The 17316-nt window shown below is 44.6% G+C and carries 16 protein-coding genes; all 16 read right to left on the bottom strand.

Annotated features, from left to right (window positions below):
- Positions 1-55: 55 nt before the first annotated feature.
- Positions 56-3382 (bottom strand): type ISP restriction/modification enzyme, encoded by a 3327-nt coding sequence (locus ACTNEW_RS01035; protein ID WP_441056907.1) that lies wholly within the window; start codon positions 3380-3382, stop codon positions 56-58.
- Positions 3383-3394: 12 nt separating this feature from the next.
- A complete protein-coding gene (locus ACTNEW_RS01030; RefSeq protein ID WP_441056905.1) occupies positions 3395-6487 on the bottom strand; it encodes a helicase-related protein in 3093 nt (1030 codons plus the stop codon).
- Between the two features lie 34 nt (positions 6488-6521).
- Positions 6522-6731, bottom strand: a complete 210-nt coding sequence (locus ACTNEW_RS01025; protein WP_441056903.1) for a helix-turn-helix domain-containing protein — start codon at positions 6729-6731, stop codon at positions 6522-6524.
- Between the two features lie 350 nt (positions 6732-7081).
- Entirely contained in the window at positions 7082-8530 is a 1449-nt protein-coding gene (locus ACTNEW_RS01020) for a relaxase/mobilization nuclease domain-containing protein (RefSeq protein ID WP_441056901.1), read from the bottom strand.
- 83 nt (positions 8531-8613) lie between these two features.
- Complete coding sequence (locus tag ACTNEW_RS01015; RefSeq protein WP_441056899.1) at positions 8614-8919, bottom strand: hypothetical protein; 306 nt, start codon at positions 8917-8919, stop codon at positions 8614-8616.
- Positions 8920-9048: 129 nt separating this feature from the next.
- Positions 9049-9381, bottom strand: coding sequence for a plasmid mobilization protein (locus ACTNEW_RS01010; protein WP_441056897.1), 333 nt, complete (start codon positions 9379-9381; stop codon positions 9049-9051).
- Positions 9382-9391: 10 nt separating this feature from the next.
- Entirely contained in the window at positions 9392-9616 is a 225-nt protein-coding gene (locus ACTNEW_RS01005; RefSeq protein ID WP_441056896.1) for a transposon-transfer assisting family protein, read from the bottom strand.
- Positions 9600-9824, bottom strand: coding sequence for a transposon-transfer assisting family protein (locus ACTNEW_RS01000; protein WP_441056894.1), 225 nt, complete (start codon positions 9822-9824; stop codon positions 9600-9602). Before ACTNEW_RS01000 ends, ACTNEW_RS01005 begins: the two co-directional genes overlap by 17 nt.
- The gene (locus ACTNEW_RS00995) at positions 9821-10855 is read right to left on the bottom strand and encodes an ArdC-like ssDNA-binding domain-containing protein (RefSeq protein ID WP_441056892.1); all 1035 of its coding nucleotides are present in this window, start codon (positions 10853-10855) and stop codon (positions 9821-9823) included. The genes ACTNEW_RS01000 and ACTNEW_RS00995 overlap by 4 nt, the downstream gene beginning before the upstream one ends.
- A gap of 15 nt (positions 10856-10870) precedes the next feature.
- Complete coding sequence (locus tag ACTNEW_RS00990; RefSeq protein ID WP_441056890.1) at positions 10871-11527, bottom strand: LPD16 domain-containing protein; 657 nt, start codon at positions 11525-11527, stop codon at positions 10871-10873.
- A complete protein-coding gene (locus tag ACTNEW_RS00985; RefSeq protein WP_441056888.1) occupies positions 11524-13620 on the bottom strand; it encodes a DNA topoisomerase 3 in 2097 nt (698 codons plus the stop codon). The genes ACTNEW_RS00990 and ACTNEW_RS00985 overlap by 4 nt, the downstream gene beginning before the upstream one ends.
- Positions 13621-13686: 66 nt before the next feature.
- Positions 13687-15003, bottom strand: a complete 1317-nt coding sequence (locus ACTNEW_RS00980; RefSeq protein WP_441056886.1) for a hypothetical protein — start codon at positions 15001-15003, stop codon at positions 13687-13689.
- A 19-nt stretch (positions 15004-15022) separates the two neighbouring features.
- The gene (locus ACTNEW_RS00975) at positions 15023-15373 is read right to left on the bottom strand and encodes a hypothetical protein (protein ID WP_441056884.1); all 351 of its coding nucleotides are present in this window, start codon (positions 15371-15373) and stop codon (positions 15023-15025) included.
- 1 nt (position 15374) lies between these two features.
- Positions 15375-16163, bottom strand: coding sequence for a MerR family transcriptional regulator (locus tag ACTNEW_RS00970; protein ID WP_441056882.1), 789 nt, complete (start codon positions 16161-16163; stop codon positions 15375-15377).
- 184 nt (positions 16164-16347) lie between these two features.
- Complete coding sequence (locus ACTNEW_RS00965) at positions 16348-16533, bottom strand: helix-turn-helix domain-containing protein (protein WP_075671598.1); 186 nt, start codon at positions 16531-16533, stop codon at positions 16348-16350.
- 480 nt (positions 16534-17013) lie between these two features.
- On the bottom strand, positions 17014-17316 hold the full coding sequence (locus ACTNEW_RS00960) for a DUF308 domain-containing protein (RefSeq protein WP_441056880.1): 303 nt from the start codon (positions 17314-17316) through the stop codon (positions 17014-17016).

The raw sequence follows: 17316 nt of genomic DNA, 5'->3' as shown, positions 1-17316 counted from the left end.
TTAGACTCCCTTTCACATTTTAATAACACCATTTCTTCCACTTTGGCCACCTCAATTACAGGTTAATCACATCATCAATCTTTGACATAAGCAATATTGTCCTTAATGTTGCGATAATCATTTTTTTATAGTGAATAATATCTTCTTTTGAAAGATGTGTCTTCTTTCTGTCCTTTAACCATTTTTGCAAAGGTTGATTTCCTCCAATTGTATAGTTCCAGGCTTCATCAAGACTTTCACCTGTACTCACCATAAAGAAGCAATTCTTATTCAAATAAATCTTACCGTCTTTTAATACATACTTATCAACAAGCATATTGGATTCATCAGAAATAAGGATTTCCTCCGTTTCTATAGGTATTTCCATCGTGTGAAGTCCCCTTAGTTCTGCTCCGTAGCCCGCCATTAGCTCAAAGTACTCAGGGGATACTGGGTATGGAACTTTTGGATAATCAATTTTCAAATCGTCGGCAAATGCTGAACGATACTTATGCGAATATAAAATTGCATATGTATAGTCCATAATATCAATTGGAGAGAAACCATCTTCTTGAATTTCTGGCACGAAAGTTTTTCCAATAGCATTTTCAAACTTTTTTATAATCTCAAGATCTAAATTAGGCGTGCGGGTTTCTCTACCAAATACGCTTCTATAAACATACAGTGGAGCCGCAGTAATACCGCCACGCCTAAAGATATTCGCATCCATTGCATATTTAGATACAGTAGCCAAACACCATTCGATGTTTCCGACTGCCAAACCTTGACGTCCTACTCCAAATACATAGTTGTCTTTATTAGTCACATGACAAAAAACATTACCACGTGGATAATCCATGAACCCTTCATCTAGATAGCACGAACGAATATCCCATATTCTATATTGACAAGAGGTTATTTTTTCTTGTCGAGTTGTATCTTGTCGAATTCTTGCTCTCGCTCTAGCTATTTTCCAATCACGATTATCTGAAATAGAATATCTATCCGCTAAAATGTCATCTGAAATAGATTCGTCACACATTTCATCAACTCTATGTGCGATTTCCTCTCTACTTGTAGAAATCGCAAAGTTATCCCTATGAGTTTGAAACCCCATTACAGATTCAATAAACAATTCAGCTGTGCTATATAATTCACTCTTAGCAATACCAGATTCTTTCACCGGCTTAAACAAGTAAAACGGCTCTGAATAATTAACTAAAGACCATGATATTTGATTTACCTGAAGTGTGGATAACTGGCTGTACTTAAAATCTCTTACGCCAAAACAGTCAGCATGATATACCTCTGCATTTCCTTTTGACTTTACGCCATTTCGAATCATCAAGGTAATACAAACACCTTGCTGGATATCAAAAACATTTTCATCTTTACTGCCATCAAGTGCAGTTTCTTGCTTCTTTGCGTTACCATGTAAATCTAGAACATAAATCTTGTCGTACATTTTCAGAAGATTCCATCGCATTCCTCTAAACGTTGGATTATCAATGAAACCATGTGGGCAAATAAAGGCCATTATTCCGGCTGAACTACTATTTATGAACTCTTGTGAAAGTCTAATAAATTTAACATAATCATCATTTATCCATTTGGAGTTTTGTTCTTGAAGTTTAACCTGGCCACCTGGCTCTTTTTTATAATCTTCAATCAATGATAGGATCCATTCACCTTTGTTAGAACTTTCTCCTGCATATGGTGGATTTCCAATCATTATGTTGATGCCAGTGTTTTTCTTAACCTCATTTGCTTCGATAGATTCAATTGCCAATGGATCATCAAACAAGGTAAGCTGGTTGTCAGAATTTCCCGCTTTTTCAAGTGAATTGGTCAGGAATACATTTAAACGATGTGTTCCTGAGAAATCATACCCGGTATCTTTCAGTACCATTGCTAACTTCATATGTGCAACGGCATAAGGAGCCATCATAAGCTCGAAACCATTCAAACGAGGAAGAAGGCTCTCGTCTACATATTTGTTCCAAAGCGCAGCGACAGCATCCTTAGGTTCTCCCTTATGTTTCTGCTGGAAATTCTCATAAATCTGGAGAATGGTCTGTCTCAGGAAGGTACCTGTACCTGTTGCTGGATCAAGAATCTGAACAGCAGGAACTTCAATCTGTTCTTCAACCTGAGTCTTATAGCCATTTACTCTACGACGGCTATCTCGCATAACCTTTATTTTCTTTGTCTCGGTAGATGCAAGACCATCTTCATATCCGAATTCAGTCTTCAAAATAGAATCCACAGCACGAACGATGAAATTAACAACAGGCTGAGGAGTATAGTAAACACCTCTCTGAACCTTTTGGGATTTATCGTATGCGGTCAGGAATTCCTCATAGAAATGGATAACCGGATCTTCTCGTCCACCACCGGTCTGACGGTTGAAATCTTTGATGATTTCATCTGTCTTTGTGTGCAAAAGAAGATCAACAACATTGCCAATTTCCAATTCATCGAAAGAAAGCTTATTGCTGCCCTGAGAACCCAGGCATTCACGCATCAGGCTCTTAAGGAACGGGTTTGTACTCGGAATGCAGTCGATAGCTTCTGCAGCACTGAAGTCATCCCGTGTGCTGTCCATGCAACGCGCAGAGAACAAACCGTACACAACGGTCTGGGCATACATATCTGCAAACTGCTGCTCGGTCATGTCATGAATCAGTGTATCTTTAAACTTGTCATAAAGCAGATGCACATAACCATTCTTGGTTTCAACATCCAGAATGGACAGAATACGATTTCGAATATTCTGAGCCTCTGCTGCCAGCTGAATAGTCAGGGTAGAAGAATCCTGAATGGTCTGGCGATATCCGGAAGCAAAAGCATTGGACCATGCTTCTCTCCATGCATCGATATTGCTGGTGTTCTTCGGCCATGCAAGCTGTGCAAGTCTGTCCTCAAACACCTTAATCTGGGTAAAGTCTTCCAGCGCAGGCGCACAGGAAATCATTTTAATCTGAGGAAGACCCTTTTCCTGGTCCTCAAAATGAGCAATACCGATGGTGCGATTATTGTCTTCGCCCCAGTTGCAGATAAACAGTAAGTCCTGCTGTTCCCACACTGCATGATCAATCATGCTTCTTCTCTTAGGAACAAACTTAGAGAGTATCTTTCTGAGTGCAGAAACTTCAAATTTATTACTGTCAAATTCAATGCAGAAAATGCCCCACTGCTGCCCGTCAACCAACGGTTGGAGCTGACGAAGGGAAGAAATCTTCGCAAAGTTTTCTTCCTTCAATCCAATATCTTCAGCTTCAAAGTCGTAGGAAATATCTTCGATATCATCAAAGTCATCGATATCAATAGCCCAATTCAGATTTTCAGAAAAATATCCAATCAGGTCTGTGATATTTCTTACGCTTCTAATATCGTATGCCATGGCGTTCCCTCCTTAGACAAGCTGCATCCAGGTAACAAGTCTCGGCTTGACACCTAATGGAGCCTGTACTGCACGCATATAGGTTTTCTTAAGATGGGAGTCCATCTTTTTGCGCACAGAAGCGAAAGTTTCTTCGTTAATCGTAAGTACACGAGCTTCTTCTTTGCCGCACTGGATGGCCTTCCAAATCTCGTAAGTTTGATCTGTTACATTGCCGTTCTCCGGATCAATGAAGTACCAACGATAAAGACCGTCTCCATCTGTCCAGCTGCCGTCTGCCCTCTTGCTAGGCAGTTCATAGCAGAAGAAGAATCCCTTCCTGGTAGATGCAATCTTGCCGCTGTACATCTTTTTAGGCAAAGTCTGCACAAGTTCTTCGTATCCAGGGTTATCAATCAGCATCTGCTGATAAGCAAGGGCAATCTCCTCGTCAGCAGAAGGAGCACCTTCATACTGAGAGTTGAAGTCTTTCAGTGCCTCATAATCGTCATCCGGTGTAAGAAGTTTCTTTCCTTCAATACCGAAGGTCTTCGAAATGCGAAGAGTCTTCTTGGATACTGTGTGATACAGAGAAAGAAGTTTTTCCAGCTCTTCAGGTGGTAAGAAATTCCAGTAATATGCATTTGCACGATCTGCTGCCAGTTCAGGATGGTCTGCAAGCAGTTTTTCTTCAATTGCTGCATTTCTACGACGGTCCACACGACCGATTCTCTGCATCAAACGAACAGGGTTCCAATGCAGTTCATAGTTAATCAGGCAAGAAGCATCCTGCAGGTTCAAACCTTCTGCAAGAACGTCGGTTGCAATCAGAATCTGAATCTCATCCTTAACTTCAGCAGAGGACAGATCGTTGTAATATGGTGCAAAACGTTGTACCATCTCATGACGGTCTCCACTGGACTGACCGTCAATTTCATAGAGGTTGGTAAAACCAGCCTTCTTTAATTCGTTGTAAATATATACTGCGGTTGCACGGTATTCGGAGAAGATGATTACCTTGCGTCCGGCAACTCGTTTATCTTCAGTAAGAATTCGCTTCAGCTCACGAATCTTGTCATCATTTTCCGGAGTGAATTCCATCATATCTTCAATGAACTCGGCAAGAACTTCCATATCAAGTTCTGTGTCATCCAGCATTGCACGGATATCAAACTCACTGATATCAAATTCCTCTTCAGACTCCCAAACGTATTCCGGAAGATCATCTTCAATATCTTCAACCGTAGTCTGGGTGTTAGATGCAAGATAATTTTCAATGTACTCCCATACTTCAGTATGTTTAGCCAGCAATCTATCGATTTTCTTTGCATTACCCTGATCCTTATAGTCCTCCATAAATTTGCGGAGACGAATGTAAATACGGATACAGGTTTCCTCAAATGCAGCAATCGAACTTTCAAAGCGCTTTAATAGCAGCTGTCTAATCAGATTGACAACCTGAGCCTGGCGACCAGAAACCATTTCATCAATCTTAGATCTGTCGCCAATAAAGTATTCTTCTTCATAAGGTGAGTAAACCGCGAGAGACAAAATAGTGATTGGCTTTCCAGTCTGCTTATCCTTACGATAGAAAGAACGCATAAAGTCCTCAATCAGCTTGCCATAAGAAACCTTCAGCGAATAATTTGCAACTGTAGGCGGCTGGCGAAGAGAGAACAATACTTTTGATCCCTCAGCAGCAGAGAGACTCTGTTTGACATATGCACGGCTGCGCTGAACAACCAGCTGATTTACCAGTTTGTCTCCACGGAAAATATCATCAGAAATATCTATAGAATCAGATACGCCTGCTCCTGTCATTCCGTTCAAAGTGGCTTCCATCTTTTTGAAATGACCACTCAAGCTGTGGATACCAAGCGGTGCCGCTGCAAAGTAATCGTCCTGACGATGTGTGAATAATTCGATAAGGTGCTGAAGATCCAAAAAGCTATTGTTGATTGGCGTTGCAGTCAGCATAAACATCTGCTTCTGGCTGCCGTTTGACATCATATCGAACAGCTTACGATATCTATTAGAGCCACGGTTTCTGAAATGATGAGCCTCATCAATTACAACAACTTCCGCCTGCTTTGTAATCTGATCCATCAGATTCTGATTCTTTTCAAGCAGGAGATCTGTATGGTTAATAATCTTGAACGGATAGAATCCTTCCAAGATTTCCGGAATATATTTTTTAATCGTCGTTTCCCAGACAGAAATTCTTGCTGCCGCAGGAACAATCAGAACAACATTCTTACGTTCTTTCTTCACGAAGCGTTCGATCAGCATCATACCTACAAAGGTTTTGCCAAGACCTACACCATCGCAGCAGAATGCGCCGGAGTATCTTTCTGCAATTTCCACCATGCTGTTATAGCCGTCTTTCTGATACTGAGAAAGGCCCGGATAGATAACAGATTCATGATTTTCCCATTCAGATACAGTCTCTTCACGGCTCTTGAAATATTCATACATAGAGCGCATATAAACGTCGTAAGGACTGTATTCTTTGCAATGGTTTTCAATAACTTCGAGAATAGCCTGGGTAATATCTACGCCCTCTTCCCAGTACTTTTCGAACCACTGCTGAAGCTGATCAACATCGTTCTTGACCTGCACATTCAATTCAATATTCTGAGTAAGTCCAGCTTTGGTAAAGTTACTAGATCCGACGAGTGCGTAACCAGACGGAACATTCATAGAAGAGATGAATTGATCACGATATTCATCTCTAAAGTATGTAATATATGCTTTTGCGTGGAATTTGCTGCTATCATAAACGCGGCATTCGATTTTTCCAGATTTCATAGCATCCAGAATCGCAGGAACCCCAATAAGAAATTCATTCTTCTCAGCTTCTTCATCAATACTGTCACGTATACGATCAAGAATTGCTTTAACGACAGTGTCTATCACGGTCTTGGTTCTTTTCGTCACTTCATTTCCAAGAATGATGCGGATCTTATCCATCTTCTGCCATTCCTGGTCCAACGCAAGAAGACCGCCTATTTCAAGATAACCGGTTGCAATGTCCATCTGTTTCGAAATGGAGCACCACTCCTGCAAATATTTTTTTACGCTCTGATCTTCAGAAGCATTATCAACGATGTATAAATTGTTGGCCATGTTCGGAATCTCCAATCTTAATATTCTTCAGAAGTTATTTTGCATCTGGGACGATCTCCATAATGTCGTCAACCGTGCAGTCTAAAATTGAGCAAATCTTAACCAGCACTTCAACGCGAACGTCCTCATTTCTTCCTAACTTAGCCATTGCATTTGTTGTGATTTTTGCCTCGTTGCAAAGCTGAGTTTTTGTCATTTTCTTATCTATCAATAGTTTCCAAAGTTTGTTATAGCAGACTGCCATAGTGGGCCTCCTGTTCTTGAATAAAGCCGCATAAAAGCATAGATTACGCATCTTATATATAATATCACAGCGGCGCTAAATTCTCAAGATGTTCTTGAGTTTTTCAAGTGTGTATTTTGAAATATTTTTGCATTATTTTGACATTAATTACAAATCTGCAAGCAGTGTCTTTGTATTACAAAGCCGTCTTGCTTGTTGAGGAATCCTTCCCCAATCCCCAGAGAACGGAGGCCTGCGGCTCCGGCTGCGCATCTGTAAAACAGACGCTTATATATTGCTACCAAAAAGAAAAATACCCGATGCAGGGAGGACGGTTTGCTGCCGTTTTCCTGCACCGGGTTTTCTGTTCCTTAATGTGATTTTTCCTGATTCTGCTGCCTGTGTTGTTCCTCTTCCTGGCGGGTTTCCTCCTGCAGGATTGCAGCAACAAGGCTCTTGGCAATCTGCCATTCCTCGTTTTCTTTTCGGACAGCTCGATAGCTCTGATAGTTCTTTTTCTTACGGGACAGGATCTCAGCATACTCTGCATTCAGCTCCTTCACGCGGGGCAGTGATTTCTGATCCGGATGAACTGCCAGATATTCATCGAAGGCCTTTTTTGCAGCACGACGGAGCGTCAGCACATCACGATGCTCCTCAAAGAATTTCTTGCTGTAGCCACTGGCTTTATAGGCATCGAAGACAGGCTTGGCTTTGGAAAAGTTTACGATATGCATTTTCAGCACCGCGATTTCCTGCAGGCGAACCTCATCTGCCTCTACAGAATTCAGCAAATCATCTGCCTGACCGGAGGCTTCATTCGCACGGCGCACCAGCTCTTCAAAGCTTTCGATTTTATGCTCTCGCATGAACAGCATCGCTTCAGCTCTTTGCTTCAGATTAAAGTTCTTCGCCCAAGTAACATAGCCACGGCCTTTGCCCTCACGCATCTTCCCCTGAATATCAATGAGGAAGGACATGCGGCGAGAATTCTGCGCCTGCCTGCTGCTGGTACCGGTTCTGTTTTTACCTTGGAATTTGCTGCGGTGTTCTGCATTTCCGGCAATCACTGCAGCCAGCTCTTCAACGGAATATCCTTCGCCCAGAGAGCGGAAGCGGATATAGCGTTTTTGATCCGGCCCCTTCAGTGCAGGTTGTTTTCCTGTTTTGTACTGATAACCATCCTCCTGCAGAAAATGGATCAGCTCATCGAAGGATTTTGGCTTTTTCTGCAGTGCTGCATCAATAGCCTCACAGATAGAATCTCTGTAGGTTGGTCGCTTCGGGAAGTCAGTTCTTTTCTCGCGTTCATCGTAGGGCCTGCGGTCAATAACAGACAGGTCATGCTCCAGGCAAAGCAGGTCACTCAGCCTTGCTACAGCCATGCCAGAGAGGAAGAAATTTTTGAATTTCCGGGTGCAGTCCATAGAGGTGGAATTGTAAATGATGTGGTTATGAATATGGGCGCGGTCAATGTGTGTTGCCACGATGAAGGCGTGCTTTCCCTTGGTCCAGCGCATCGCCAGTTCATAACCGATTTTGTTTGCTTCCTCCGGTGTGACCTCACCGGGTTTGAAGGACTGACGGATCTGATAAGCAATCACATCGTGGGCCTGATGCCGTCCGGTGATATGCTCGTATTGGCGCTTGGAGAAGAGGAATTCCTCATCGCAGGTTCGCGAATCACAGCCATAGGAGCTGATATATTTTCCGTTATCAGTTTTCTTTTCGTTCTGAGAATAATCGGTGCGGTCCGCAAGACACTGGGCCACCGTTTTTCCTTTGTTGATATGCAGCGCAATGAGTCTCGTTGCAGCCATTGGTTCACCTCGATTCTGTAATTTTTAGAAAAAGAAAAATGCCTCCGAAGAGACATTTTCCGGTGCAATCTATTGAGTTCTTATTAGCTGTGCAGGAAGTCTGTCAGGCTATCGCAAAGATCCAATGCATTGCAGTAGATCCAGAGTCCACCGAACATCAGAAGTCCAATCACGGCCTCCATGCCGAAGAGAATCGCCACATCGGTCCAGCGGGTTTTTACCAGGCAGTAAATGCCGCAGCCCAGGATGAATAACATCACCGGAGACATGATATAGGATCCGACGTACCCAACGATTTTGGTCAGCAGCATAGCAATGCGAAGAATAAGAATCACCGGCAGTGCAGCCAGCTTCAGCGTGCTTTTCAGAATATATTTGATAGCAGTCATATGCAGTACCTCCGTCCAAAGTTTATTTCTGATTTCATTATATCGACGCGGATTTTGCCAATGCAAGGGTGTCGATTTTTGTCAGCTTATGTACGGCACGGACAAGGCCGCACCGGATGAATTCCTTCATCAGATATCAGAGAGCCGCTTCAAAAGCTCTCTTTGATTTTCCCATATCTCATTCATCAGCTGTTGCAAGTCCTTGATATCCTCGGCATAGATATTGCCGGAGGTATTAGCCACCTTGGCGTATTGATTCAGGTTGCTGCTGCAGCGACCGAGAAGAGCGCGGATTTCGGTCAGCTCATCGCCCAGATCCAGCTGAACGCAGATACCCTCCAGAGCCATTTTGCGGAGATAGGCAGCCATACTTCGGATGCCTACCTCCGCTTTTTTCTGCTGGATACGCTCCAGCTCGCTTTTGCCGACACGAAACAATAAAATATGATCCTTATTCTCCACGGGCACCTCCTCAGGGCAGAAGCTCCAGGGAGGAAAACGCTTCATCGGACATGGCGGAAAGCTTCGAAAGAACCGACTTCGTCCAGCGGCGAAGCTCCTTATCTCTGCCGGTCAGCTGTGCCTGCATCTGCGTCAGCTCTGCAATCAAGCCTTCTCTAGTGCCGGGATTGTAAATCATCATGAGATTCAGCTCATCATCTGTGAAGAAGAGCTCCTGATCATTCATTTTCTGCATCAAAATCCTCCTTCCAGGAATCGAAGTCCACAGCTTCAAAATCCTTATCGCTCATGGCATAGAGCTTGCCGCCGAGCTGCCGGAACATGCTGCGGAGTTCTGCACTTTCAGTAATCTTCGAAAGAGCAATCAGCGCCTGCATAGCAGCTTTTCTGGTAGAGTGATCCACCTCCAGAAGCAGGCTGATTTCTTCTACGGTAAAGGTCATCGTATTTCCTCCTTTGCGTTGGATTTATGGGAAATATGAGGGAGGCTGCGGTCTTCAGCCTTTGCATGAAGATCAGCGAGAACGGAGCTGCGTTCCTCCGTATGCTCCATTGCTTTTTCCAACTCCGCCATATGCCCGTCGATTTCGGTAATCATCTCATTGGCGGCCACGCGGATGCGATTCAGAGAAGCCTTCAGCTCCGGTGTATCCTTGCCCTTGGACCAGCCTGCGATATACGCAAAGCTGTAATCTGAGGTCTCGATACCATAGTGCTGGCAGACGGTATAGGCAACGGATTCCGCCTCAACCTCCTTGCTGTTTCGGGTAAGCTTCGGCTCCTCAGAGGCTGTCCCCTGCGGGTCGATAGAGTGCAGCTTCTGGTGGGCCATTTCATGAATAGCAGTCTTGATGGTCTGCACCTGGCTCATATCCTGTTGGATTGCGATTCGATTTTCAACGGTGTGGAAGTAGCCCTTCGCGCCGGTTGCAATTTCTTCAAATGCAATGGGCACCGGGCAACTCAGCTTCAGCGCCTCAAAGAAGCGGTCATACTGCGCCACATCGCCGGTCAGCTCATTGACTCCCAGGGAAGGAAGCTCTCGGCCATCGGTCTGACTGACATCAAAAACACTGACCACCTTGAAAGCCGGAATCACGATTTCCTTGGTTTCCTTTACAGAGCTGCCGTCCGGATTTGTGAGAATCACGCCGGTTGCAGGATCCACCTTATCAACCTCAGCCCTTTTCTTGTAGGGTGCCGGTGCCAGGATGTGGATTGCCTTTTCGCCCTTGTTGACCTGACGGCCAAAGTTTTTCTGCCAGGAGGTGTAACCGGCAACCAGAGTGGCATCCGGTTTCTGGCTGGCAATGAGGAGTGTATTATTGAGCGAATAATCGTGAAAGCGTGACATCGTTGTAAGCCACGCTTTGAATTTTTCGGATTCAAACAGATTCTGAATTCCTTCCTCCAGCTGCTTGGTGATCTCAGTGACACGATCAAACTGAGACTGTGCGTTCATCTGCTTTGCCATAATTTCTGCACCTCCTTACCAGCATCGCTCCGGCTCATCACTGGAGGGAGTTTTCACAGGAAGCTCCGGAGGCTGCGGTGCTTCTGCAGACCTCAGCTGCTCCAGAACCGACTGCCGTTCCTCCGGCTCCTGCTTCTTTCCGTTATTGATGATGCCATCGATCATGCCGTAATCATCCTCCATGGCCATCTCGGCAGAGCGGAGATAATTTTCCTCCACCTTTTCCATAAAATCGTCATAGCTGATCAGCGTCATGGAACGTCTGCCCCAGCCAAAATCTGCAGCCAGTGCATTGCGGGCCTCCTGAATGGAAATCTCCAGATCATCCAACTGCCCGCCGTCCAGCTCATGAAACTCCTTATCATAGAAGGTGTAGTCCCAACCGGATTCACAGCTCTGAACAGCAAGAAAGCCGCGGTGGCCCATGTCCCATGCGGCTCTGTCTAATTCAAGAATCGGCTCCGGCTGGCAGCTTCCTCCGCCGCGCTCCAGAATCTCTGCAAACTGGCAGATGTGAAAGAGCTCATTGGCCACCTTCAGATGATAATCGTCCACATACTCGCACCTGGCAGCAAAGCTGCGATCCGGGTAAGTGACCTGGATCATGCCTCCGTCAGGAATACGGAACAGATCGTGATACTGACTGTCGATAAAACGAATGCTTTTCGTCATGCCTTTCCTCCTTTGTCAAACTGTAACGAAAATACTGCTTCACCGTTCTGACCGGGCGTGACCACCACCGTAGCGTTATAGGTCTTGCCGGTACGCTCGGAACGGCAATTCTTCAGTGGTGCAGAGCCCTTTCGGATCAGCTGTTCTGCAAGCTGCGGAGTCATTTTCTTGCCCAACTTTTTGAAATAGTTGTTGTCCCTCCATATTGCAAATCTGCAAGATTTGTTGGTGTAGAACCAGCCCTTTTGCATTTCTGCAATATCACTGCCGCATGAAGGGCAACTGCCGATGACCTTGCCGGATTTCTCTCTGGAAGGAAGCAAGGTGTCCGCGCCTTTCACTGCTTCATAATTCTTTACGAGGCCGGTGATCATGCTGCTGATTTCTGCCATAAAGGTCTCCGGATTGTAATTGCCGCGTTCCACCTCCAGAAGCTTTTCCTCCCAGTCTGCGGTGAGGGATGGAGACTGGATCTGCTCCGGAACCACAGTGACCAGTTCATCACCCTTGTCTGTAGAAACAAGATGCTTTAATTTCTTATCGCCACGTCGCTCAATAAAGCCCTTCTGCACCAGCTTTTCAATAATTCCGGCACGGGTTGCAGGCGTGCCGATGCCTTTTCGTTCCACTTCATCCGGCATCTCATCCGCACCGGCAGACTCCATCATCTGAAGGAGGGTATCCTCCGTAAAATGCTTCGGACTGGAGGTCTGTCCCTCCTTGATCTTCACATCGGAGAGAGTGAGAACAGCGCCTTCCGTAACAGCCTGAATGGTATCCGGTTCCTCAGATTTTTCATGCCTCGGAGGATAAACGGCTTCCTGAATTACTTTCCAGCCGGGATCCAGAATGGTTCTGCCTTTTGTGGTAAAGGTCTCACCGGCACATTCCATTTCCACTGCGGTTTCAGAGTATCGGAACGGGTCTCCGACAGAGCAGAGAAGTCTGGTGGCAATCAGCTGAAAAACTGCCTTTTCTCCGCTTGGCAGCTCTGAAATTACTGCACGCTGAATGCTGTTTGTGGGAATAATAGCGTGGTGATCCGTGACCTTTTTGCCGTTGATGATCTGCTGGGCATGGACCGGAATACTCATATCCGCAGCAATGCCAGTTTCTACCTGAATTCTCTGAACGAGTCCCGGCAGCATACCGGCCATGTCCTCAGTGAGATAGCGGCTATCGGTTCTCGGATATGTCACCAGCTTTTTCTCATAGAGTGACTGGGTGTAATCCAACGTCTGCTGTGCAGTGAAGCCCAGCATTCTATTGGCATCTCGTTGCAGGCCGGTCAAATCATAAGGAAGCGGAGCCTTTTCTGATTTTTCCTTCTGCGTGACCTTCGTGATTCTGGCAGCTCCCGCAGTTCGACATTTTTCGACAATTTCCGCAGCCTGATTTCGTTCCTTCATTCGTTCACCACCTGCCTGTACCTGATCTGTAATCAGCTGCACCGTGTAAAAGGGCTCCGGCTTAAAGGCCTTGATTGTAGCCTCGCGCATTACTACCATGGCAAGGGTCGGAGTCATAACCCTGCCGACATTCAGCGTGTGCCTGTAAAGGCATGAAAAAAGCCGGGTAGCGTTGATGCCGACGATCCAGTCTGCACGCTCCCGACAAAGGGCTGCCTCATAAAGAGAATCATATTCTGTTCCGGGTCTTAAGTTTTCAAAGCCCTCCTTGATAGCGCTGTCCTCCATGGAAGAGATCCAGAGCCGTTCCACCGGCTTTTTGCAGCCGCATTTGTTGTAGACCAGACGGAAGATCAGCTCGCCCTCGCGTCCGGCATCGCAGCAGTTGCAGATGCTGTCTACATCAGCTCTTGCCATGAGCTTTTTCAGAATCTCAAACTGCTTTTTCGTCCCGGAGGAAACACGGTATTTCCATTCCTCAGGGATGATAGGAAGATCTGCGTACTCCCATTTGCTGTATCTGCCGTCATATTCCTCCGGCTCCGAGAGCTCCACCAGATGACCAACGCACCAGCTGACTACAAAACCAGCGCCCTCCAGATATCCGTCGTGGCGATCCCGCACCCCTAGAACCTTGGCGTAGGCCTGCCCGACAGACGGCTTTTCTGTGATAATAAGCTTCAACTTGATTACCTCCTTACAAAAAATGAACCCCTTCAACCGGTTAAGGAAGAAGGGGTATGTAAGGAGTTATGCAAATGCAATTTTACGAATGGAGCTTACACCTGAGGATCCAATAATGCTTCCCGCAAGAGCACCTACGATAGGATGTTTCTTGAAAAGCTTTTTACCGATAAACGCGCCTGCCGTCGAAGCTGCCGTTTCAAGCACTATGAAAATGGACTCCTTTGTGAATTGTTTTCTGGAAATCCGCTTTTTGAATAGGAGATATCCTTCTCGACAGATGCCATACAAAGCCGTCACTACACCAGAAACAATTGATGCGGGAAGTTTGTAGATATTAGTTGCAACATAGACTATGCCGCCTCTAAAAGCTCCTTTTCCACTTCCGATCATTAGCTTAGCACCAATGTCTTTGAAGTCCTGCTTCGTGAAATCCGATAACTTTTTACCAGATCTAAGCTTTTGGACAAATTCCGATCCAGCGCTTATTCCACCTTCGATAGCGGCTGATATGCCGCATATCTTCAGGACTTCTTCGAGACTTGGTGCATGTTCTGCTTCAGCCACTTTCCGCTGTTTTTCAAATTCCTGATCAGTGTTTTTTTCGACACGCTTTACGGTGTTGTCGATATTCCCGGCTTGTATATCCGTGTAAGATACTTCCATCGGTTCAATGACAGCGCCTGGATTCTCTTCTGAGAAAGTTCGGATATACTTCCACAATCTCAAATCTTCCTTTCTCAGCTTCATTGCAACTTCTTCCGGAAGATTTTTTAATTGTTCATACTTAGCGAACATGTCTTTAGGGATTTGATAAATACCACCTTGTTCTACGAACTCAGGATATTTGTCCATGTGACGCTTAATTGCATCTAATCCCAAATGACCGCCAGCCTGACAGGCTTTCTGTTGGATAATTTCAAAGCCGCGAGTATAATCCGTCATGCTGTTATCGTCGAGCAATATGTAGAGAGGTTCCTCTCCATTGATGAAGGCCTTAATATTGGAAATATGGACTTGCGATGTCTCTCCAATAAATCCATGAATGCCTTTAACACCGCCACGGTTGGTAGTCAGAAGTTTCTGAACTTCTGCTTTTAACACTCGAATTTCTTCATCAGCACCAGCCTTATTTCGATCAATGACAGCTAGCTTCTGAAGAAGCTGATTGATCCGCGATGCATTAACCGCGTCAACTATGACCGCATCAGCTTGACCTGATGTTTCGTGGGCAACCTGCCTGATAATTTCGGTGGCATCATTGGGCTTACTTTTAACAGACCCTTTTTGCTTTTGCCTGTCAGAGTATATCCCATAACCTATACCTGCCAGCCCTGCCAAACCCGAAGCTATAGCAAGTATTCCCTTATAGCTTACATGCAAATTTCAATTACTCCTTCCTTTATGAGTTTTCGGAAACCTTTTCCAATGACTCGTTGAGTTTTCTCTTCAAATCCTTAGAAACAGGATATTTTTTGATTTTGTTTTGGATAGACTCCTTGGTTTCTCCTCTTTTATAGAGTTCCTTCACAACCGCAGAGAAAATCGCATCAACGCCATACTTAGCGATACCTTCTGAAATCAGACCAATAACACCCAACGTCGCAATTCCACCAATCATGCCTCCTGGACCTAATGCAGCAAGAGCGGCAGTAATCGCTGCACCTCCGGCCAAGCCAGTTGCACCTATTGCAATAATCAGAACTAAGCCCGGCACACCGAGAGCCGCTACTTTAGATACGATTTTGTCCATCTCAATCCCTCCCCGCATGATCATCACAATACTTTTGCAGCGCTGCAGCCAAATAGTCCAAAGCTCCTTCCTGAGCAAAGATCATATCAGAGATCCGATCAAGGCTTAGGTTACTAATCAGTCGAAATCCGAACAGAATATCATGCAAGCTGACATCCGCATCAGGAGCTAGAGAACGAAAATAAGAAAACAAATCGGACAGCCTGTCCTGTGTTTCCTTGGACTCAGGTGGGTGAACCATTGCTTTCTTCACAGAAGCAAACAGGTCCATTATCTGTTGTCCCTGCTGATACGCCTCGGCAATATTTACTTCAGAAAAATCTTTGCTCACCTTTTCTATGCTTTGGGTAGCCAATTCTTCCTCATCATAGCTGAATGTACTAACCGCAAACCTGTCGATATCGTTATCGAAATCGGAGATGTCAAATACCGAAGGATCTTCTTCCAACTCATTTGCATAGCGCATCATTTCTGCGGCAAAGATGAGATTTTCAAGGTGCCTCTTCCGGCTTTTTAAGGCTTCAATCTGATCATCAAGGACCTGTCTCCAATCGAAATCAGGTGCAGAAATCATCTTTCGGATATCATCCGCAGAGTATCCCAATTCACGATAGAGAGCAATCTGACGAATTTTAAGAATATCATCCTCTGTATAAAGCCAATACTCTTTTCCGCCTTCTGATTTCTTGTGACTAGGCGATATGATTTTTCGTTCGACGTAGTATTTAAGCGTCCGCTTCTCTATACCTGTTAATTCGGAAACTTCGCCTATCGTATAAAGCTTACTCATGCATATCGCCTCCTCTCTGATTACATTGTATTATCGGCCGATATCGGCCGTCAATAACAAACTTGTAAATTATCCATGAACAGAATTTTCCCTTCTCATCCATGAAGCTTTCCTCCTTCTTCCCATACCATACCGCACTTTTTCAAAAAAATTTAGGATGTCGATTTTTCATCCGGATAGGAGATTAGTTGGAAGATTCCGGCAACTTATCCAGCCAGTCATCAAAGCTTTTTTTGGAAATACGGTACTTTCCGCCATCCAGCTGGATCCACCGGAACTCATTTTTCTTCAGAAGGTTATATATTGTCGGTCTGCTGACTCCAAGAATTTCCTGTAACTCTTTTACTGTATAACATCTTTTCTCTGACATATGTCATTACCTCACATTTCATTATTTTGGAGGCGGCATTCCAAATACTCCCGCAAGTGACGGGGCATTTGGCTCTCGCGGCAGTCGCCAAATGGACATGCAAGCATGTCCGCTTGGCTCGTTGCTCGCGGATATAAATGTCCCTCTATATATCCAAAGTTTCAGAGGGGCTTATACAACATGTTTTAGTTAAAAAATGTCAAGATGAGAAAAAGGGCAAAAAGAAACCTCCGTATGAATTGAATCATACGAAGGATCAATATACTTATCATCATCAATTATCCTGAATGGGATATATTACAAAATGGAAAACTAACTGCTATTATTTCCAATCCTAATATAATTACATGATTGGATATCTTTTCAATCGGATTAAACAGAAGGAGTAATGCTAGCGTGATTCGTACGAAAAATTCTATCATTGGTATAACACAATTATTATTTCTACAAAAGAACTGCCTAATTGCCGCATTCAATGATTTAGATGCCTTTCTTATACCGATAATTGCCCAAGTAATTCCTAATGCCTCCAACGAACTGGAGCCTTTCAGTAGAAATGCAATCCCCCATAATAAACATCATAATACTATATGCTAATTCGTCTGCCTGCTTTTCAAAGAACTTTTTGTCCTTAAAATAGCTTACTACCATCAGCGTGCCTACAAGTACCATAGCACTTCCTAATAAATAAGCCAACAGAAGAGTTACTCTATCAGAAAACAAAATACAGATTAATCCTAGAGATGGAAACAATATACTCTTGACTTTTAATATTCTATTCAT

Source organism: Blautia sp. HCP3S3_G3 (assembly GCF_052063365.1).
GTDB lineage: Bacteria > Bacillota > Clostridia > Lachnospirales > Lachnospiraceae > Blautia_A.
This window is presented reverse-complemented; position numbering and strand designations above follow the sequence as displayed.